The sequence below is a fragment of the Nostoc sp. genome (genome assembly GCF_036917655.1).
Classification (GTDB): Bacteria; Cyanobacteriota; Cyanobacteriia; order Cyanobacteriales; family Nostocaceae; genus Nostoc.
On the sequence record NZ_JBALCY010000080.1, the window covers coordinates 26,695 to 45,287 of the forward strand.

The 18,593-nt window shown below is 42.2% G+C and carries 19 protein-coding genes and 4 tRNA genes; 12 read left to right on the forward strand and 11 right to left on the reverse strand.

Annotated features, from left to right (window positions below; all coding sequences use genetic code 11):
* Window positions 1-68: 68 nt before the first annotated feature.
* From V7K30_RS30820 to V7K30_RS30835, 4 genes are all read right to left on the reverse strand, one after another.
* Window positions 69-1,256, reverse strand: a complete 1,188-nt coding sequence (locus V7K30_RS30820) for a Druantia anti-phage system protein DruA (protein ID WP_335005918.1) — start codon at window positions 1,254-1,256, stop codon at window positions 69-71.
* A 13-nt stretch (window positions 1,257-1,269) separates the two neighbouring features.
* A complete protein-coding gene (locus tag V7K30_RS30825) occupies window positions 1,270-1,422 on the reverse strand; it encodes a ribbon-helix-helix protein, CopG family (RefSeq protein ID WP_335005920.1) in 153 nt (50 codons plus the stop codon).
* Between the two features lie 255 nt (window positions 1,423-1,677).
* Window positions 1,678-1,762: transfer RNA gene (locus V7K30_RS30830), tRNA-Ser, on the reverse strand.
* Between the two features lie 100 nt (window positions 1,763-1,862).
* Window positions 1,863-2,792: a TIGR04168 family protein gene (locus V7K30_RS30835; protein ID WP_335005922.1), complete on the reverse strand. Its 930-nt coding sequence runs from the start codon at window positions 2,790-2,792 to the stop codon at window positions 1,863-1,865.
* Between V7K30_RS30835 and V7K30_RS30840 the strand changes: the two genes are divergently transcribed.
* The 4 genes from V7K30_RS30840 (at window position 2,772) to V7K30_RS30855 (ending at window position 4,285) form a co-directional block, all read left to right on the forward strand.
* Entirely contained in the window at window positions 2,772-2,927 is a 156-nt protein-coding gene (locus tag V7K30_RS30840; RefSeq protein ID WP_335005923.1) for a hypothetical protein, read from the forward strand. The two genes, V7K30_RS30835 and V7K30_RS30840, sit on opposite strands and share 21 nt — an antisense overlap.
* 14 nt (window positions 2,928-2,941) lie before the next feature.
* Entirely contained in the window at window positions 2,942-3,916 is a 975-nt protein-coding gene (nadA, locus tag V7K30_RS30845) for a quinolinate synthase NadA (RefSeq protein WP_335005925.1), read from the forward strand.
* Between the two features lie 124 nt (window positions 3,917-4,040).
* Window positions 4,041-4,126: transfer RNA gene (locus V7K30_RS30850), tRNA-Tyr, on the forward strand.
* Between the two features lie 87 nt (window positions 4,127-4,213).
* Window positions 4,214-4,285: transfer RNA gene (locus V7K30_RS30855), tRNA-Thr, on the forward strand.
* Window positions 4,286-4,535: 250 nt separating this feature from the next.
* Here V7K30_RS30855 and V7K30_RS30860 read toward each other — a convergent pair.
* From V7K30_RS30860 to V7K30_RS30875, 4 genes are all read right to left on the reverse strand, one after another.
* Window positions 4,536-4,958, reverse strand: coding sequence for a hypothetical protein (locus V7K30_RS30860; RefSeq protein ID WP_335005927.1), 423 nt, complete (start codon window positions 4,956-4,958; stop codon window positions 4,536-4,538).
* Between the two features lie 16 nt (window positions 4,959-4,974).
* A complete protein-coding gene (locus tag V7K30_RS30865) occupies window positions 4,975-5,265 on the reverse strand; it encodes a hypothetical protein (protein WP_335005929.1) in 291 nt (96 codons plus the stop codon).
* 33 nt (window positions 5,266-5,298) lie between these two features.
* Window positions 5,299-5,979, reverse strand: coding sequence for a group I intron-associated PD-(D/E)XK endonuclease (locus tag V7K30_RS30870; protein WP_335005931.1), 681 nt, complete (start codon window positions 5,977-5,979; stop codon window positions 5,299-5,301).
* A 69-nt stretch (window positions 5,980-6,048) separates the two neighbouring features.
* A tRNA-Arg gene (locus V7K30_RS30875) sits at window positions 6,049-6,121 on the reverse strand.
* A 357-nt stretch (window positions 6,122-6,478) separates the two neighbouring features.
* Between V7K30_RS30875 and V7K30_RS30880 the strand changes: the two genes are divergently transcribed.
* The 3 genes from V7K30_RS30880 (at window position 6,479) to V7K30_RS30890 (ending at window position 9,160) form a co-directional block, all read left to right on the forward strand.
* Window positions 6,479-7,138 (forward strand): Npun_F0813 family protein, encoded by a 660-nt coding sequence (locus V7K30_RS30880; protein WP_335005933.1) that lies wholly within the window; start codon window positions 6,479-6,481, stop codon window positions 7,136-7,138.
* 141 nt (window positions 7,139-7,279) lie between these two features.
* A complete protein-coding gene (locus tag V7K30_RS30885; protein ID WP_335005935.1) occupies window positions 7,280-8,131 on the forward strand; it encodes a hypothetical protein in 852 nt (283 codons plus the stop codon).
* A gap of 21 nt (window positions 8,132-8,152) precedes the next feature.
* A complete protein-coding gene (locus tag V7K30_RS30890) occupies window positions 8,153-9,160 on the forward strand; it encodes a transposase (RefSeq protein ID WP_335005936.1) in 1,008 nt (335 codons plus the stop codon).
* Between the two features lie 69 nt (window positions 9,161-9,229).
* Here the strand turns inward: V7K30_RS30890 and V7K30_RS30895 are convergent, their stop codons facing one another.
* Window positions 9,230-10,171, reverse strand: coding sequence for an ADP-ribosylglycohydrolase family protein (locus V7K30_RS30895; RefSeq protein WP_335005938.1), 942 nt, complete (start codon window positions 10,169-10,171; stop codon window positions 9,230-9,232).
* A 394-nt stretch (window positions 10,172-10,565) separates the two neighbouring features.
* Between V7K30_RS30895 and V7K30_RS30900 the strand changes: the two genes are divergently transcribed.
* Together V7K30_RS30900 and sir are read left to right on the forward strand one after the other, a co-directional pair.
* Window positions 10,566-11,105: an outer membrane beta-barrel protein gene (locus V7K30_RS30900; protein WP_335005940.1), complete on the forward strand. Its 540-nt coding sequence runs from the start codon at window positions 10,566-10,568 to the stop codon at window positions 11,103-11,105.
* A 310-nt stretch (window positions 11,106-11,415) separates the two neighbouring features.
* Window positions 11,416-13,332, forward strand: a complete 1,917-nt coding sequence (sir, locus tag V7K30_RS30905) for a sulfite reductase, ferredoxin dependent (RefSeq protein ID WP_335005942.1) — start codon at window positions 11,416-11,418, stop codon at window positions 13,330-13,332.
* A 113-nt stretch (window positions 13,333-13,445) separates the two neighbouring features.
* Here sir and V7K30_RS30910 read toward each other — a convergent pair whose 3' ends face one another.
* Both V7K30_RS30910 and V7K30_RS30915 read right to left on the reverse strand, forming a co-directional pair.
* Window positions 13,446-13,694, reverse strand: a complete 249-nt coding sequence (locus V7K30_RS30910) for a hypothetical protein (protein WP_335005944.1) — start codon at window positions 13,692-13,694, stop codon at window positions 13,446-13,448.
* Between the two features lie 90 nt (window positions 13,695-13,784).
* Window positions 13,785-14,231: a hypothetical protein gene (locus V7K30_RS30915; protein ID WP_335005946.1), complete on the reverse strand. Its 447-nt coding sequence runs from the start codon at window positions 14,229-14,231 to the stop codon at window positions 13,785-13,787.
* A gap of 99 nt (window positions 14,232-14,330) precedes the next feature.
* On the opposite strand from V7K30_RS30915, the gene V7K30_RS30920 reads away from it, so the two are divergent.
* From V7K30_RS30920 to V7K30_RS30930, 3 genes are all read left to right on the forward strand, one after another.
* On the forward strand, window positions 14,331-15,038 hold the full coding sequence (locus V7K30_RS30920; protein WP_335005948.1) for a 16S rRNA (uracil(1498)-N(3))-methyltransferase: 708 nt from the start codon (window positions 14,331-14,333) through the stop codon (window positions 15,036-15,038).
* A gap of 64 nt (window positions 15,039-15,102) precedes the next feature.
* Entirely contained in the window at window positions 15,103-16,167 is a 1,065-nt protein-coding gene (locus tag V7K30_RS30925; protein ID WP_335005976.1) for a tetratricopeptide repeat protein, read from the forward strand.
* 88 nt (window positions 16,168-16,255) lie between these two features.
* Entirely contained in the window at window positions 16,256-18,571 is a 2,316-nt protein-coding gene (locus tag V7K30_RS30930; protein ID WP_335005950.1) for a VIT domain-containing protein, read from the forward strand.
* Window positions 18,572-18,593: the final 22 nt, after the last annotated feature.

Genomic DNA, 18,593 nt, shown 5'->3' on the forward strand with positions numbered 1-18,593 from the left:
GTTTGAATTGGAAATTACTCAATCCACCCCTATACTTTTTGAATAACCAGGGGTGGTAAATCTTGTTTTTACAATAACTCTAATGCCTTCGCAATAGTCTGTTTACCATCTATAGAACATGAGCATCGGTTATTAGCACGCTTTAGACAATACCGTCCTTTCCAAAATTCTGCTAATTCCTGGAAAGGCTGATCATTGTATATTGGAGTTTCTTCTTTTCCTGCAAGAATATCTTCTAAATTGTCTGTGTGAGATATAATAAACACTTCTCTTTTGATATTATGCTTAAGATAAGTTTGAGGTAAACATAATTGTCTAAGTACATGGCTAATAACTAGTTGTTTAACTTTTGGGCCTGTACCAAATCCTCTAACTGGTTTGTCCGGAAATAACTTTTGATGAAAAATTTTTATTTTTCGGTAAAGATCATCATTGAAGTAGAAAGTACCCCAACCCTTACAATTTCCCAGAGAAGCTGTAGCCCATAAGTTTTGGTTGCCTTTCTTTCCCTTACTTACTCGGTTGTACAAAGAACTACGCCCAAATGCACTTAGTGTAGTCACCGCTATTAAATAAGCAGGCAACACTCTTTTTTCCATTTCAGTTATTCGTCCTTCATAACGTTGTTCATAGTCTTGACGCACGTCCTTTGATGCGGCAGCCAAAACAGCAAGCTTACCTCCAAGTAAATCACTGTAAGGTGGTACTGCGCCTACCGAGTAAGCATCCATAGTCTGATTTACTATTTCAGGTTTCCGTTCTCTAGGGATATTAAACGTTGTATCTCGTGCTGAAAAACCGATTGGTGGCGACTGTAAACCAAGAATACCCATTAGTTTGTGGTTGGAATCATCCCATATCAAATAATTGAGTCGTCTACCGTAACCCATACTATATGGTAGACTCCAAGATAAACGGGCGATACGAAAAATATCTCTTTGTACTTGTTTTGTTACTAATTCCAACCTCGGTTGAATAGCTTCAGGAAAGACTTCTTTTGGTTCAGCAAAAACATTACTGTATTTTGGCCAGTTTTTATCAAGCCATTTCTTATGTTTACCAAGAGTCACAAGGCGTGAAGATGAATGTGCATTCCGGTAATCAGATTTTGGATTAGTACCTACAAGCCGTATCAAATTACGACGCATAGCATGAATCTCATTCATTAGTTCTTCCGCCTCTGTCACTAGGTCTTTCTCATATACAAGAGGAGAAAATTTGCTCTCCTGCACAGATTCAACGCAAGGTAAATTCATTTATTTATCCTTTCTAAGAGTCTAATTTCAGGTTACGAATCCACTCTCTTAAGACTTCTGTTTTTGTTTTTCCGTGTTTAGTACAGTAAGCCTCAAGAAGCTCAAGTTCGTTTTTTGGCAAGCGAATTTTAAGTTCTTTATCAGATGGTGGTTTTGTCCTTGCCATAATTTTTAGTCTATCATATATGTGGGTACAAAGTGTGAACAAAATCTAAGCCAGTTTTACTGGCAATTCGCTTAGATTTACAAATTAAACTTTTGCCCAAATAAGTTAAATAATGAAAGGGTCGCTCCATCTTCTTGGTTTACAATAAAACCTGAAAAGCTGGCAAGCACATGGAAGCCCACCAGCAAGCAGTATCCCCAGCATCGGGAACTATAGTATTTAGATGCAAGTTTGAACAAGTTTTATATTTAAGAACGGAGAGGGGGAGATTCGAACTCCCGGAGGTTTTAGCCTCATCCGATTTCAAGTCGGACGCAATCGACCACTCTGCCACCTCTCCAGTAAATCTGTCAAACTTGTGCTGATCCTAGTTTCAGACGCTATTCAGGCGTTTTTGTTGGTTAGCACTAAACTTGACAGATCATACTATACCCTATTGTCTACGCAGATTGCACTACTGGATTCGATCGCTCATACAAAATTTCCTCCTTAGCTACCTGGAAGTCATTGCCAACCCAAGTTAGGGAAACTTGCGAAACCACACCCGCCTCTACGGTGACAATAGAAAAGTTACGCAACTTCTCGCCACCATCTTCCACAATCCTGGGGACACTAGCCGCATTCAAGTAAATTGTTCCCTCTGGACTTCTAAAGACAGGTTTGCGCTGCACCTTCTTGGTATGGCGTAAATCTCGGTGCATGTGACCAAATGTCACTAGGGGAATGGTTTTACCAGCAGTCAAGGCTTGAGAAATCGCCTCGCCAAAATCTGGATCGCCAAAGTCGCCGCCAATTGGGTGCCAGTCTTTGCCGCAGGGGTCTTCGGGGCGATCGCCTAACCCACTAGGCCCATTGTGACCCAAAAATATAATCGTCTCGTAAGCGGCACTTTTCACCGCTTTCACGATGCGATCGGCAGATTCTTCCAAACTCGTCACACCGTAACGTTCTTTACAGATTTCCGCGAATTTCCACTCTGGGCCACCCCAGGTAAAGGGACGACCCCCCACTACAGTTAAATTCCAAGCGGGAAAATCCAACTTACCGTAACCGACATGGGACGCGCCTAATAAATCGAGTTGTTCCTGTACCCAGTCTTCCTTAGAGCGGTCATAAGGAGCCTTTTTACGTCCCCATTCGGTGGCGGTGTACCAGGCATCGTGGTTGCCCATCACGGCTGCTTTGGGAATATCGAGGGAGGCGATCGCTCTGACCACTTCCACCGACTCGTTGCCAAAATCCCCGACAAACAGCACTAAGTCAACACCCAAATGCTTGAGTGCAACACCATCTTCCACTTCCCATTGGTCGTGAATATCTCCAACTACAGCAATTTTGAGGTTTATCGATTGAGTTTTCTGACTGGTCATGCCACTTTCCTTGCCGTCTATCTCCAGGATATGAAACTCAGCCAGATTTGGACACAACCCCAAAATATCAACCGTCCACTATTTTTGGTAAAAACTACTATAATTGATTCCACAGGACATAAATTTGCAACTTAAAGCACCCCTTAATTGTGTTTACCACTGCACTAGCTCAACGAGAAAAAACCCAACTGGGTGAACTACCACTAGATTTGTTTGCCGCCATTGAGAGTCTCAAAAAAGACCTCAATGCAGTTATCCTGGCACATTATTATCAAGAGCCAGATATTCAGGATATTGCCGACTTTATTGGGGATTCATTACAACTGGCGAAAGCAGCAGAAAAAACCAATGCGGATGTGATTGTCTTTGCTGGTGTTCACTTCATGGCAGAAACAGCAAAGATACTTAATCCCGATAAATTAGTACTTTTACCAGATTTGAATGCTGGTTGTTCTTTAGCAGACAGTTGTCCACCAGAGGCGTTTGCAGCTTTTAAGGCAGCGCATCCCGATCATTTGGTGGTGTCTTACATCAACTGCTCTGCTGATATTAAGGCAATGAGCGATATTATTTGTACCAGTTCCAACGCTGTGAAGATTGTGCAACAGATACCGAAGGAACAGCCGATTATTTTTGCCCCAGATCGGAATTTGGGGCGGTATGTCATGGAACAGACTGGACGAGATTTGGTGCTGTGGCAAGGTAGCTGTGTTGTCCATGAAACCTTTTCGGAAAAGAAAATTGTCCAGTTAAAAATTGCCCATCCAGAAGCAGAGGCGATCGCACATCCAGAATGTGAAAGTAGTGTATTGCGCCACGCTAGCTTTATTGGCTCCACAGCCGCTTTACTCAAGTATTGTCAAAATAGCCCCACCAAGGAATTTATCGTTGCTACGGAGCCGGGAATCATTCACCAAATGCAAAAGCTAGCTCCTGACAAGCATTTTATTCCTGCCCCGCCGATGAATAACTGTGCTTGTAACGAATGTCCGTTTATGCGGTTAAACACCCTAGAAAAGCTCTACTGGGCGATGAAAAATCGTACTCCCGAAATTACCATGTCAGAGGATATTCGTCTGGCTGCACTGCGACCAATGCAACGAATGCTTGAAATGAGCCTGTAACTAGTATTTTTTATACGTATGGTAGAGACGCAACAAAACTACGTCTCTACCCATAAGTTATTTTTTTCTAAACACTTGCTATTTATAAAATATGGTGCTAATATTATTAATCGTGAGACAAATCGGGTCGGTGTCCGAGTGGTTAATGGAGACGGACTGTAAATCCGTTGGCTAGCGCCTACGCTGGTTCAAATCCAGCCCGGCCCACCACTTACGAAGTTATAGGTTATAATGGCTGGGTAAAGAGCAAAGCTCCCAGCATTGTAACTTACAACTGAAAAATCAAAGTTATATTTTGCCCGTGTGGCTCAGTGGTAGAGCACACCCTTGGTAAGGGTGAGGTCACGAGTTCAATCCTCGTCACGGGCTTTTTGAATTTATAAAATAATCAACATAAAATTAAGGGTTTCAGGCTTTTTAAAGAATCTTGATGTTGAAAAGCTAATTCTCTTACTTGTATTTGTGACTATTTTGACTATGATCTTGACTATCAGATCAGAATTTGGGATATCCAGCTTGTTTTTTTGGCTATGAATTTGGCTATGATTTTGTAGGCTAAGTACAAGCCATAGAGACATTTATCCTACTATTCAGCAACGCCCTTTTTTCACTCTCTCCTCTAAAGTCCTTGGATTTCATTACGAATTTCATTATCAATCTGTGATTCCTGAATTACCGAAAAGTCATCCGAATCGGCATGTAATCCGTGAGAAAGGATAAACCTACTCCCATCTTCTACCTCAAACAGTAATCCAATTTCATTTGCAATATGTGCGTATAGTGCGCTGCTGTAGCTTCTTTTTAAAATAGTTATATTTGATATACGTTGCCCTACAAATCTAGCCCAAAAATTATTACTGTATACTTTATCTCTTGCATCTACTGGATAAAGCTCGTTATCTTCTTCAGCTATAGGAATCCGGTTTGATTTATGAAAAAAATTAGGTATTGTAGGGTGTGTTAGACGGAACGTCGTAACGCACCAAATCCTTATAAATAGTGCCGTCCTCTCGGCGGTAACACACCCTACGTGTCTTTTCAAAAATCAAATAGGAACCCTATAGTTCTTCACTTGTTTCACCAGCCTCGTTTTTCTCAACCCAGACAGTAACTGAGTTTTTTGATGGATGACTTGAATATCCAATAACTAGCCCTGAGTCAAAGCTCATGATAAGACAGCCGGCTGTCAGTGAAAAAACTTCTTTTGCTTCAATGCCGTATTCCAGAACCGCCCTATCAGGAGGCTCCCAACTATATCTAGTCAAATTAAGTATCGCAAGTCCCTTAAGGGAGTCTAAAACATCACTCCGATTAGATGGAATATCTGATGTATATAAAAAAGTTTTCATTTATTTAGTTTTTCTGAACAGACTCAATAAGTTTCAATCTTCGTCATCGATTGTTAACTGTCCTTCCACTTTTCCATAAGCTTTCTTTACCCAATACCCTCTAGGTGGCTTTTCTACCCCATAAGCCTTACACCACTTTTCTACAGCCTTATCAGACACGCCCAAATCTCTGCCAATTTGCGCTGTTGGTTTTTCCCACACCAATTTTTCTAGTTCTTCTTTTGATGGCCTTTCAACTTTCCTAGTATGAATCCTAGAGTCTGGATTAACCTTTCTGGTTGTTAAATCAACGCCAAACTCCTTGTAAGTTCGCTTAGATGCTGCTTCAGTTAAGTCTGTAAAATCCTCCCACCAATAAAAGGGTGTAGCTGAATTAGGTATCTGGGTAGTTATGTAGCAACCCTTAAAGTTAATTGATGGATAAACAACTTTATCTATATCAGGCAGATAAACAGCATAAAAGTCAAAGTCATTTACTTTATACTTCTTCTGATGAGTACCATTCTTATCTACCCAAATAGTTTTATTGACTACTCTATTATCTCCCGCGTATTTAGCTTGTATTTTATAAAATTTATCGTCTTTGTACCCAACAAAATCAAAAGGTAAATGCTCACAAACAAGTGGCGTGAGGACTAAATACCCTTTAAGCGTTAAATCGGCGATCGCTTTCGTAGCAGCAATATCGCCTTTGTTCTTGGTATGATGCAGCAATAGCTAACCCTCAAACGGATAAATTATCATATCACTTCACGGTGCTTGAGGGTTCATATTTAGTTAAAACGAGCGCGGCAGGGTTCGAACCTGCGACCGATTGCTTAGAAGGCAATTGCTCTATCCACTGAGCTACGCGCCCAACATAAAATTATGGCTCCCAAAAGAGTCATCTAAACTATTATATCGTTTGGGCGTACCAAGAAGCAATCGAAAATTGCAGATTTACCACTAGCAAGGCTAAGATGCTAGTCGCTAGCTAGTCAATTTACACTAAAAACGAAACAGATGGGGTATTCGTTTAGATATATTGAGTTGTCAAGGGGTTATTTGCCCGTTAGCGCCAACGACCTCTGGGCGGCTACCTTCGGGAAGGATCTGGCGATCGCTAGGCTCATTCCCACAGTATGCTAGGTAATTTCAGCCTTGGCGATGCTGCCAAATGCCATTATATATTCCATATTAAGAGTGCCCCTGTGAGGAGTTATTTGCTAGTGCCATGTTTATTCTCAAACGGCAGGATGTTGAAATATCAAGCATTCAGCACCCAAAACGGGATCAGCAGGTGCCGATCCTCAATTATCAAGGGCAGACTTTTCGCTTGATTAGTGTCTTCAAAGCTAGTCAAGAGGAAGAAGCTAGAGCCTTATGGAGAGAATTAACGGATAACCGGGGTAAAGCCTGTGTTTTACTGGAAGAACCAGAACGTTTTAGTGTCTGGGGTAAAATCCGTTTAGAGCAATTGGGTAATGACACAGGTGGCCATGGTAAAACGGGGATTTTAATCCAAGCCAGTATTTTGCTATTGCAAGGTGTTTCTATCGACATTGAAGAATTTTTAGGTGCTAGGCAAGCTGCATTATTTGAAAAAGATATTGCGGAGGTATTACAGCAGAAGCAATTTCCCCAAGCATCTTCCCTGGAAGCAGTTAAATATTTGGTATCTACTAATCCGTTGCCGAGTGCCAAAATACCTGATTGGCAAGAAAATCATGTAGTTATTTTGTTACAAGAACTACATCGATTAGGAAAGGCGTATTTTGGCAACGCCAATTTTACCAAACAAGTGATTTATAAGTTAGAAGATATGCCAGAAGCCGAGCGATCGCTGTTTATCAGTTGGCTAAATCAATCGCCACTGGGTAAACTATGGCAGTAGCATGGAAATTTTTTAACAAACTTCCGGCCACTGGCACTTGCTTTTGGTGTCTGATTGTGTGTTATGTGACAGACAAACTGCTAGCCACACAGTCCTTTAACTCAAAATACTGCCAGAGTGCATCTACATAAGTCTTGCCCTATGAATAACTCTTACGACAATTCGTTCCTTTCCAAATCAATTTTCACCACTCAAAATATTGTCTTAGCTAATATTGGCTGGGCGGTACTGGCACTGTTATACTTTTTATTATTTAGTGCCAAAGTTCCAGGAGCAGATGGCATAGAAAGCCGGGCCGAGTGGTATGTGATTGGCACAAATATTTTTGAAGCTTTAGCTTATTTGGGTGCCAGTATCTTATGCTTGAGGAACTGGTTGAGTCCGCAAATCGTCAGTGGACGGAATGTTTGGCTCTTAATTGGCTTAGGTATGCTTTCCTATTTCGTTGGGGGGATAATTTTTGGCTATACCGAAATAGTTTTAAAAGATGAACCGGATGTGTCTTTAGGCGATATATTTTTTGTACTGAATTATCTATTACTTGGCGCAGGCATGATTTTAGCTGTGGCTTCCAGGCGAATCAATCTGGAAAAATGGCAGTGGCTAATTGTGTTAGCAATTGCAGTATTCGGTAGTTTGTTGGCATGGTGGATTTCTATGCAACAGGAAACACCCTCAGAACTGCTAGTCGCTATTTTGAATTGGTTTTACGTAGTTAGCGATGTGGTTCTGTTAATTATTGCTACCACTCTGCTGTTAGCCTTTTGGGGGGGAAGAGTTTCCCAGTCTTGGCGAATGATTGCAGCGGCGGCCTTTTCGCTCTACATTGCAGATATGTGGTTTAAATATGCCCAAGGCCCCAATTATCAAAGTGGGGAGATATTAGAAGTGTTTTGGGTGTTTAGTGGAGTGTTATTTGGCATGGGCGCTGTCTTAGAATATGACGCATCACTAAGACGAACCCGGCGTACCAGCGGACGGAAACGAGCTTAGTAAAGATTTTTGGTATCTACCGTGAGAAAATTAACAGACTCTGACAAGCAAGAAATTCTTAAGTTATATCGAGAGACTGCCGAAACAACCTCAACTTTGGCAGACCGCTATGGTGTGAGTAACTCGACAATTAGTCGCCTGCTCAAAAGCACTTTGCCAGAAGATGAGTATGAATACTTGGTCTCTTTAAAGCGGGCTGCGAGAACTCCTGAGGGAAGGGCACAGGTAAGCTACGAGCAGTTACCCCTGCTGATTCAACCAGAGCCTGAGATAGTAGAAGAAGTTCCAGCCATCGAAAGCCCACCCTTGGAGGTGGTGCCAAAGGTTGAGCCATTACCACGTCGGGTAATTCATGTAGAGGAGGAACTTTACTCAGAGGAGACGGCGGAGTCAATCGCCGCTAGTAGACGGGTGCGGCGACGCCCCTCGGCGTCAGAAAAACCGAAGCTACGAGTAACAGAGAAATTAGAAACTCCAGAGCAAAAGCCGCTGGAAATTGTCAGCATCCCCATCCCACCGCTAAAGAATGAACATCCAGGAGCCGCCGTCATAGCGCACCTGCTGGGCGAAGATTTGCTAGACGAATCAGAGGATTTGGATGATTTAGAAGACGATGATTTAGAAGATGACGACTTTGAGGAAGAAGACTTTGATGACGATGACCTGGATGAGCAAAGACCTTTAGTCACAAAAAGAAAACCAGGTGAAGCATCAGTCCAAGTTTTACCACTGTCTATAGCTAATTTGCCCAAAACTTGCTATTTGGTTATTGACCGTTCCTCAGAATTAATTACTCGACCTCTGAAGGACTTTGGTGACTTGGGGCAAATTCCCAGCCTCGAAACACAACAAAGAACTCTGCCGGTGTTTGATAACCATCGCGTCGCAAAGCGCTTTTCTACGAAGCGCGATCGCGTGATTAAAGTTCCTGATAGTAAAATGCTCCATAAGGCTCGGACTCATCTGCAAGCTAAGGGCATCACACGGCTGTTGATTGATGGTCAGGTCTATTCGTTATCTACGGTTTAGGAGTTAGGAGTTAGGAGTTAGGAGTTAGGAATTTCATAATTCTTAACTCTTAATTTTTAACTCCTAACTCTAAGTGTAGACAGCCCTTGCAAAACGCTCTGCTAAGTAGATAATGTCTTGTTTACGAGCAATTTGGTTCATCCACTTTTGAGGAATATTTTCCACGCCGTAGTAAATTCCCGCCAACCCACCGGTGACGGCGGCGGTAGTATCAGTATCTCCGCCTAAGTTAATAGCTTTCAGTACCGCCTCAGAATAAGACGAGCTATTTAATAAACACCACAGGGATGATTCTAAGGTATCAATCACATAACCACCAGAATTAATCTCCTCTACTGGTACCTTGGCAATCTCACCACTCAAAACTCTGCCAAAATGCGGCTTCTCTAATAAAAATTCCCGTACAGAATAAATTGTTTGAATGTCTTGCAATCCTTGTAGATAAGCTGTTTGGAGGTCAGCCCCTTCCAAGAGCGCCACTGCAATACTAATATAAATACCGCAGGCCATTTGCGATCGCGCATGGGCATGAGTAATCGCCGAAACATCATGCACCCGCGCCAATAATTCGCCTAAAGTTAAGCTTCTGTGACAATAAGCCATCGGCAAGATTCTCATCAACGAACCATTGCCATTGCTATTTTCAACTTTGCCACCCGCTTGATGGGCAACAACTCCCTGTTTGAGGCGCATAATTGCTGTATGGGTAGTTTGACCAATATCAAAGACATCGCCACGAGGAGTCCAGTAAGCCTCCTTGTACCAGCGCCAGAAGGAATTAGCTATAGCATCCAAGGAATACCCTCTACAAAGACATTCTGCCAAGCAAAAGCTTAACGAACTGTCATCTGACCAAGTTCCTGGTGGTTGATTCCATGTGCCATAACCCAGCATTGTTGTCACTGGAGATTTTACTCGTTCAGCACGGCTAGTAAACTCCACTGGTACACCCAATGCATCACCGACACATAAACCCATCAAACCAGACAACGTTTTTGCAGCGGTTAGCATTATTCAATCTCCACGAGAATTGCTCAAAATTAACTTTATAGATTCCCTCTATAGCTTGTTGCAACAGATGCTACAGCCTACTTTTTCATATTATGTGAAAAGCTCGGCAACAAGTTGTTAATCAGGTATCTTATTTACCATATTCAGACTTAGTTTTAGTTCCAAATATTGTGCCAGTTTTAAAAGCGTCTATTTTTGAAACAAAGAACCCGTATGAAAAGACATTGAATGTAATTATAACAGCTTATTTATTATTTTAATGGAGAGTTAGCCTGTAAGCAGGATGCATCAATAACAACAGTCATTTAATAAAATTGGGGAATCATTTGGAACATTCTCACACGATTTTCGACTTGGAATATACAAGTAAAAAATACAAAATTTGGTAAAAATTATGAGACGCTTACTCAAGTCTTTCATGACAATTTCTGCATTGTCTTCTTTAATAGTTGCTCCTTTTGTTCTATCAGCTGGTCAAGCTTCTGCTGAAACCAAAAAAGGTACTGATGCTAGTTATATTGGTGCTGGTGTTGCAGCTGGCGTTACCAGCGGCGGACAAGGCATCAACGATGATGCCACATTTGGCGGTAATGTCACAGGTCGCGTGAAATTGGGAAATACGCCGTTTTCTGCACGCGGTAATGTCCTCTGGAGTGATAAGACGAGTGCTATTATCCCAGAACTTTCTGTGGATGTGCCCATCGCTAATAGAACTAATGCCTATTTAACTGGTGGTTATTCTTTTGTAGAGAAAGATGGTTCACCAACTCCTATAGGTAATAGAGATTCAGTGGTGGTAGGTGCTGGTGTTGAATCGGAAGTTGCTAACAACTTCCTCGTCTACACTAATGCCAAAGTAGGACTGGGTGCCTACCAAAATAGCGATGCTTCTGCTGTTAGCATCAATGGTGGTCTTGGCTATCGCTTCAAATAAAAGATTATTGAGTCCTCAGTCACCGAAACAGTGCTGAGTGCTGTTAGCAGTAGCGGGGCGTTTAGCCCGTAATCAGTACTGAGTAAAAAATAAAATTCATTGCATTCAAGACTCAGGACTTAGCACTTCTTCACTCACTACTCCAAAAAGCTGGTTTTGTTAAGTGTTACATTACTGACAAAGCCAGCTTTTGCCGTGGTAAAATTAAAATATTCCTCATTATTCCGGCCGGATTACCGGGGATAAAATAGCCGAAGGGTGCTGATTCGGCGTCTACGTAATGCTTTATTGAGAATACTATACAAGTCTAATGGTTAAATCTGCTCCTTCCCCCATCACTAGCCGTAAGCCTTCCAAAGTAGAAGGAATCAAGGAAAATAGTAATTTTTTGCGTGAACCTGTAGCAACTGAGATCCTTCAAGACACTACCCATTTTACCGAAAATGCGGTGCAGCTTTTGAAGTTTCACGGTTCTTATCAGCAGGATAACCGCGACAATCGCACTAAGGGACAGGAAAAAGATTACCAGTTTATGCTGCGGACAAAAAATCCGGGTGGTTTGGTGCCGCCGCAGCTGTATCTAGCTTTAGATAAACTAGCTGACGAGTATGGCAACCACACCTTACGAGTAACTACCCGTCAAGGTTTCCAAATGCATGGAATTTTAAAGAAGAATCTTAAGACAGCAATTGCCACAATTGTCAACAACCTGGGTACGACTTTGGGAGCTTGTGGCGACATTAACCGCAACGTCATGGCACCACCAGCCCCTTTTAAGAATCGCCCAGAGTATCAGTATGCTTGGGAATATGCCCAGAATATTGCTGACTTGCTGACAGCCCAAAGCGGTGCTTATTACGAAATTTGGTTGGATGGGGAAAAAGCAATTAGTGCTGAAGAAGACCCAGAGGTGAAGGCGGCGCGACAGCGCAATGGGAATGGTACAGTCATCCATGACAACGAAGAACCAATTTATGGCACTTACTATATGCCCCGCAAGTTCAAAATTTGCGTGACGGTGCCAGGGGATAATTCGGTTGATTTGTATTCCCAAGACCTCACCTTGGTAGTAATTACCAATAAGAAGGGACAATTAGAAGGATTTAATATTTTTGCTGGTGGTGGCTTAGGTAGAACACACGGTAAAGAAGAAACTTTCGCTAGGTTAGCAGACCCCATCGGTTATGTGGCGAAGGATGACGTTTACGACATTGTGAAAGCGATTGTTGCTACCCAGAGAGATTATGGCGATCGCACTGATCGTCGTCATGCCAGATTAAAATATCTAATCAACGATTGGGGCGTAGATAAATTCCGTACCCAAGTTGAAGAATATTTCGGCAAACCAGTTGAAGCCTTCAAACCACTGCCAGAGTTTAAATATCACGACTTCCTCGGCTGGAATGAACAAGGTGATGGCAAGCTATTCTTAGGAATTTCCATTGACAATGGTCGAATCAAGGATGAAGGTTCGTTTCAACTGAAAACCGCCTTGCGGGAAATTGTCGAGCAGTTTAACTTTTCTATCCGTCTGACAGCCAACCACAACCTAATTTTTTACGATATCGAACCAGATAGCAAGCAAGCTATTCAAGACATTCTCAGCCGTCACGGTGTCGGAGACGACCCTAGTAAAATCGAACCTTTAGTGCGGTATGCAATGGCTTGTCCGGCTTTGCCCACTTGCGGCTTGGCAATCACGGAATCAGAACGGGCAATACCGGGGATTTTGGAGCGGATTCGCGCCCTGTTAGATAAAATAGGTTTACATAATGAACATTTTGTGGTAAGGATGACAGGATGCCCCAACGGCTGCGCTCGTCCTTACTTAGCAGAATTGGCTTTTGTCGGTAGCGCTCCAGAATCTTACCAATTATGGTTAGGGGGTTCGCCAAATCAGACTCGACTGGCGCAACCTTACACAGAAAAGCTGCACCATAATGACCTAGAAAGCTTCTTAGAGCCGATTTTTGTCTACTTTAAGAAATCTCGGAAATCGAAGGAAAGCTTCGGTGATTTTTGCGATCGCGTTGGTTTTGATGCAATCCGCGAATTTGTTAGCACCTACGAACCCCAAACACTCAATGGTGCAAACAAATCGCGCCATCGGGTAAATTTGAAAGAAGAGGTTTATAGCAAGTTGAAGGAAGTAGCCCAAAGCCAAGGTAAGCCGATGACTCAGTTAGTGACTGAAGCGCTAGAGGCTTACTTCCAGAATCTTTCGTAAGTAAAAAGCTGTTCTCTAATCTTCTTTCCATTAGTTTCAGTTGAGAGGAGGTGACGTTTCGTCATCTCCCCACTGCAAATAGAGATTTTAAACAGCTTATTATAGTGATGAATCTATACTTTTGTTGTAGCTTTTTGTTGCTGTTTGAGTCTGATAACTGAATTTGTACCTAAAGCACCAAATGCTAAAATAGCTAATGTTGAAGCAGGTTCTGGAACTTTTTCCGGAAACTTAGCATCAAACTGTACGTCATCGATTGCGTAAAATGTTCCAGTAATCTGCAAATACTTGATATCGAAGGCGTTTCTTGTGAAGCCTGCGTATTGATTGGATGCATCTACTGGTGAGACAGTTTCTAGCAATTTAAACCCAGCATCGTAGATATTGAGTACCTCAGATATCTTATCTCCACTGGCGATACCAATTCCTATTTTGCTAGCCAGATTTTCAAGTTAAATCAAAATTGAACCATTAAATACACTATTACCCACATAGTTAGGTGGGCTTTGACTTCCAAAACCGTATCGCTGAAGTTGGTTTGTCCCTGTAATTGAGGCAATACCAAAGCTGACGTAATCATCAAAATTAACTAAACCTGCTGGTTTATCATCAAAATTTACTAAAGTTCCAAATACAGGGTCAAGGTCTGGAGTCGGTCTTCCTTGGAACGAAATAGCACTAGCGGGTTTAACCCATAGTGCTGTTCCTAATACAGAAAATGCTGCTCCTAGAGTCGCTAGTGACAAACTTTTCACTAAACTTGATATATTCATAAAACTCCTAAAATTCAAATATTTGAGGTTCGTATTAATACGATATTCCAAAAATTTTTTATTTGGATAAAAAATAAAAATCGGTGATTTTACGGTAACTTTAAAAACTATGACATCAGGTTTCACAGTATTTATATGTAGTTAATTTGTCCTTAATGAATTAATTGAGCAAAAATCAAAAAGGCGGCAAAAAACCGAGTTTACTGACTAAAAATCCTCAATCCTATGTCTCAACTGCAAAGAATTGCGATCGCACCCTCCCAACTTCAGCAAGGGCAAATTTTGCTCACCAAAGAACAACAACATTATTTGGGGCGTGTGTTGCGCTTGCGGGAAGGCGATCGCTTTATTGCAATGGATGGTAAGGGAAAATGGTGGTTAGCGCAGCTAGCAGGCGAGCAAGCACAGGTTTTAGAATCGCTTTTGGTGGAAACTGAATTACCTGTATCGATTACGCTGATGGTGGCGTTGCCCAAAGGCAATGGATTTGATGAAGTTGTGCGATGTTGTACAGAGTTGGGAGTAACTTGTATTGCACCAGTATTGAGCGAGCGCACTTTGCTTCATCCTAGTCCTCAAAAGCTCGAACGCTGGCGGCGCATCGCTGCGGAAGCCGCCGAGCAATCAGAGCGCTCTTTTGTACCGACAATTTTAGAGCCTGTTGCTTTTAACACTGCTGTCACTGCTAATCAGACAATTCACCGTTACATTTGTGAGGCTCGTGGTGAGTATCCCCATTTAAACAAGGTGCTGAGTAGCATCTCTGAGGAGATTGTCATTGCCACTGGGCCAGAAGGGGGATGGACAACACAAGAAATTGAGAATGCGATCACATCTGGATTTCAACCTGTTTCCCTTGGTCGCCGCATCCTAAGAGCAGTTACAGCCCCAGTAGTAGCATTATCCTTGATTACCGCAATTTGTGAAGTATAAATGATTTATAGCTCACGCAAAAGTGATTTTGCGCGAGACATCACTCCAGCGTGTATTTAAAGTGATGATTGAGCAAGTTGCGATCGCCTTTGACCATAAAGACTATCAAACAGCGGCTAAATTACTCAAACAGCTGCTAACAGAATCACCAGACAATCCTTGGGTGCAATTTTATCTTGGTCGGTTGCATGAAGTATCTGGAAAGCATCAGGATGCGGAAAAAATTTATCGGCAACTGCTGCGAGATACAAGGAATATCAAAATAGTGACGCTAGCACGTCAAGGTTTGCAAAGACTACAAGAAATTGAGTTAGAAGAAAGACAAAGAGCCATTTCCCAAGCAACATCTGAACCTAATAACACCGAACTTGGCGTACTAGTTTTAGAGCCTCTCAGTAACGAGATGAAAACAGAAGCATCTCGAAAATTTGCCCAGATTATGCAGGTAGACCCCTACACCGCACGACTAATACTGCCAAGTCGTGGCTGGAGGTTGTACCGCACTGGTCAAGTGGGAGAACTAAAATTTTACGGGAAACAGTTACAGCAGGCTGGCATTCCTTGCTTTTGGGCAACAATAGCTCAAATTCAGCAAATTCAAGTTTATCAAGTCAAACATTTCCAAGAATCTACCCCACAAGCTACTGTTGTTTGCCGTAATCAGACAAATCAACTCGGTTCTCTCACCTTTGACTGGTCAGAAGTCACAGCGAGAGTAGTGGGACTGTTACCCATTTTTGAGGAAGTAGTAGATCGCTACGTGCGCGGTGAACCGGAACGGAAAACCCAAACACAAGACTATGCCCAGTTTTGTGATTTACACCTACCTGCTAGACGTTGCATTCTCCGACTTTATGATAACGGCTATGAATTTCAGCAAGGTTTAGAAATCATTCCCCAAGCTAGCCAAAATACAATCAGAATTAATTGGAATAGTTTATCAAGTTGGATTGACCAGCAACTACCTCAAGTCAAAATTTGGTCAGATTTCACGCCCTTTGCAGATACAACATTAGATCAAACAGAAATGCTGGGTCATATCAAGTCTTACATTCATCTGTTTCGTAGGAAAGAGACTAATTGGGACCCAGCTTTTCATTTATATAGTGGACTGGTGTTTGTTAAATAATTCGTAATTCGTAATTCAGTTACCTATTACCTATTACTTAAGTTAATAAGTAAGCTCACAAATAAAATAGGAGTGTTATATCAAATCTATGAATATAGTAAGTCCTAAAAACCAACATTTAGGGGGTTTGTACGTTCAATCCCCTCAAGGAGAACAGCTAGTTTTTCCGCTCAAGCATACAGAAATTCTAGCAAAAATTGCAGGTAACTTGTCACGATTTGAGGTGATTCAAAGCTTTGAAAATCCTTTCACGCAGTCTTTAGAAGCAGTGTATATCTTTCCGTTACCTGATGAGGCGGCGGTTGATGACATGGAAATCAAAATAGGCAATCGCATCATCAAAGGTAATATTAAAAAACGTGAAGAAGCTGTAGCCATTTACGAAAAGGCAAAACAAGAAGGACGCACTGCTGGACTTCTAGAACAGCAACGAGACAACATCTTTACCCAATCTCTGGCTAACATCAAACCTGGTGAACAAATTGATGTCACAATTCGTTACACCGAAAGTTTAAAATTTGAGGCGGGAAACTACGAATTTGTTTTTCCGATGGTGGTGGGGCCAAGGTATATTCCCGGAACGCCGATAGATAGTAGCGGTGACACAGATCAAGTTCCTGATGCTTCCCGCATTACACCGCCTGTAGTCCCAGAAGGAACCCGAACCCGTCACAATATTAATGTCACAGTAGAAATTGATGCAGGTTTGCCAATTTCTGAAGTGCGTTCTCCTTCCCATCAATTAAAAATTGAACACTCAGGTCAAATTGTGCGGATTCAATTAGCCGGAGAAGATACAATTCCCAACAAAGATTTAATTCTCCGCTATCAAGTTTCTGGTAAAGAAACTCAATCCACAGTATTAACCCAAGCCGACGATCGCGGCGGACATTTTGCAATATACCTGATTCCAGCTTTGGAATATTCTACTGATGAAATTGTCCCCAAAGATGTCGTATTTTTGGTGGATACTTCCGGTTCACAATCTGGCGATCCGTTATGGAAGTGTCAAGAATTAATGCGGCGATTTATCAATGGGTTGAATCCCAACGATACTTTCACAATTATCGATTTTTCCGATAAAGTCAGACAGTTATCAAAGAAACCTCTGCCGAATACACCAGAAAATCGTGCCCAGGCGATCGCTTACATTAACAATTTACAAGCTGATAGCAGCACAGAAATGCTCAATGGCATTCGTACAGCCATCAATTTCCCCACGCCAGCCGGAAGATTACGGAGTGTTGTACTCCTAACTGATGGCTACATCGGCAACGAAAATGAGATTTTGGCAGAGGTACAACAGCATCTACAACCAGGAAATCGCCTTTACAGTTTTGGTGTTGGTAGTTCAGTTAACCGTTTTTTGCTGAATCGCATCGCCGAAATTGGCCGGGGAATATCCCAAATTATTCGTCATGATGAACCCACAGAAGAAGTTGCCGAAAAGTTTTATAGGCAAATCAACAACCCCGTCCTCACAAATATTCAAATTTCTTGGCAAGGTGACACAGAATTGCCTGTCATTTACCCAGCAATAGCGCCTGATTTATTCAGCGAACAACCATTAGTTTTATTTGGTCGCAAACAAGACAAAGCCAACGGTAATCTGCAAATATCCGGCATCGCTGCGGGCGGTAAGCACTATGAAAAAACCTTTAACCTCAAATTTGAGGAAACAGAAAATCTTGCTGTAGCGCAGTTATGGGGACGTGCTTGCATCAAAGATTTGATGAATCAAATGGTGAGTTTTGAAACTAAAGCTGGTGTAGAAGCAGTTACAGAAACAGCCTTAACTTATCAACTGCTTTCTCAATACACCGCTTTTGTAGCTGTCAGCGATGACGTGCGAGTTGAACCAGGAAGTGAATACGTGTCTATGCAAGTGCCAGTGGAAATGCCTGAAGCAGTTAGTTACCAAGGAGTGTTTGGCAGTCCTCCGGCTGGTGGTTTTGCGCCTAAAATATCACTCTCAATGCCAGCAGCAGCCTCAGCAGAAGCTCCAGATTTTCTGCGGCAAAAGCGATCGCCACAATCCCCACTAGCGAAAGAAGCCGATATCTCTTTTAGCTTTGATTCCCAGGATATGGAAGAAGGTGAAATATCAGATGCAGCCATCAACCATCAGTTAGAAGTAATCAGCGTCACTGGCTTGGATGCCACAGGAATTGCTGACCTAACCCAACACCTTCAACAACTAAACTTGCCTTCCGGCTTCAGTGGTGAAATCGTTTTTGAGTTCACCGTCAAGAAAGGTCGGGTAGGACAGGTAGTTTTGGATGAGAAAGTCTCGACTTTAAAAGATGCAGTTTTAGTGGAGAAAATTAAGCGATCGCTCCTACTTTGGAGAGTTCCTCCATCTACAACTGGCAAAGTTATCTTAACCTTGCATATTCACGTTTAATCTCTAGATATCGTAAATTTAC

Coding starts and splice junctions, on each gene's coding strand:
- V7K30_RS30820 (WP_335005918.1), bottom strand. CDS start 1,256: ATGAATTTACCTTGCGTTGAATCTGTGCAGGAGAGCAAATTTTCTCCT.
- V7K30_RS30825 (WP_335005920.1), bottom strand. CDS start 1,422: ATGGCAAGGACAAAACCACCATCTGATAAAGAACTTAAAATTCGCTTG.
- V7K30_RS30835 (WP_335005922.1), bottom strand. CDS start 2,792: ATGACCAGTCAGAAAACTCAATCGATAAACCTCAAAATTGCTGTAGTT.
- V7K30_RS30865 (WP_335005929.1), bottom strand. CDS start 5,265: ATGAAAACTTTTTTATATACATCAGATATTCCATCTAATCGGAGTGAT.
- V7K30_RS30880 (WP_335005933.1), top strand. CDS start 6,479: ATGTTTATTCTCAAACGGCAGGATGTTGAAATATCAAGCATTCAGCAC.
- V7K30_RS30885 (WP_335005935.1), top strand. CDS start 7,280: ATGAATAACTCTTACGACAATTCGTTCCTTTCCAAATCAATTTTCACC.
- V7K30_RS30895 (WP_335005938.1), bottom strand. CDS start 10,171: ATGCTAACCGCTGCAAAAACGTTGTCTGGTTTGATGGGTTTATGTGTC.
- V7K30_RS30900 (WP_335005940.1), top strand. CDS start 10,566: ATGAGACGCTTACTCAAGTCTTTCATGACAATTTCTGCATTGTCTTCT.
- sir (WP_335005942.1), top strand. CDS start 11,416: ATGGTTAAATCTGCTCCTTCCCCCATCACTAGCCGTAAGCCTTCCAAA.
- V7K30_RS30920 (WP_335005948.1), top strand. CDS start 14,331: ATGTCTCAACTGCAAAGAATTGCGATCGCACCCTCCCAACTTCAGCAA.
- V7K30_RS30925 (WP_335005976.1), top strand. CDS start 15,103: ATGATTGAGCAAGTTGCGATCGCCTTTGACCATAAAGACTATCAAACA.
- V7K30_RS30930 (WP_335005950.1), top strand. CDS start 16,256: ATGAATATAGTAAGTCCTAAAAACCAACATTTAGGGGGTTTGTACGTT.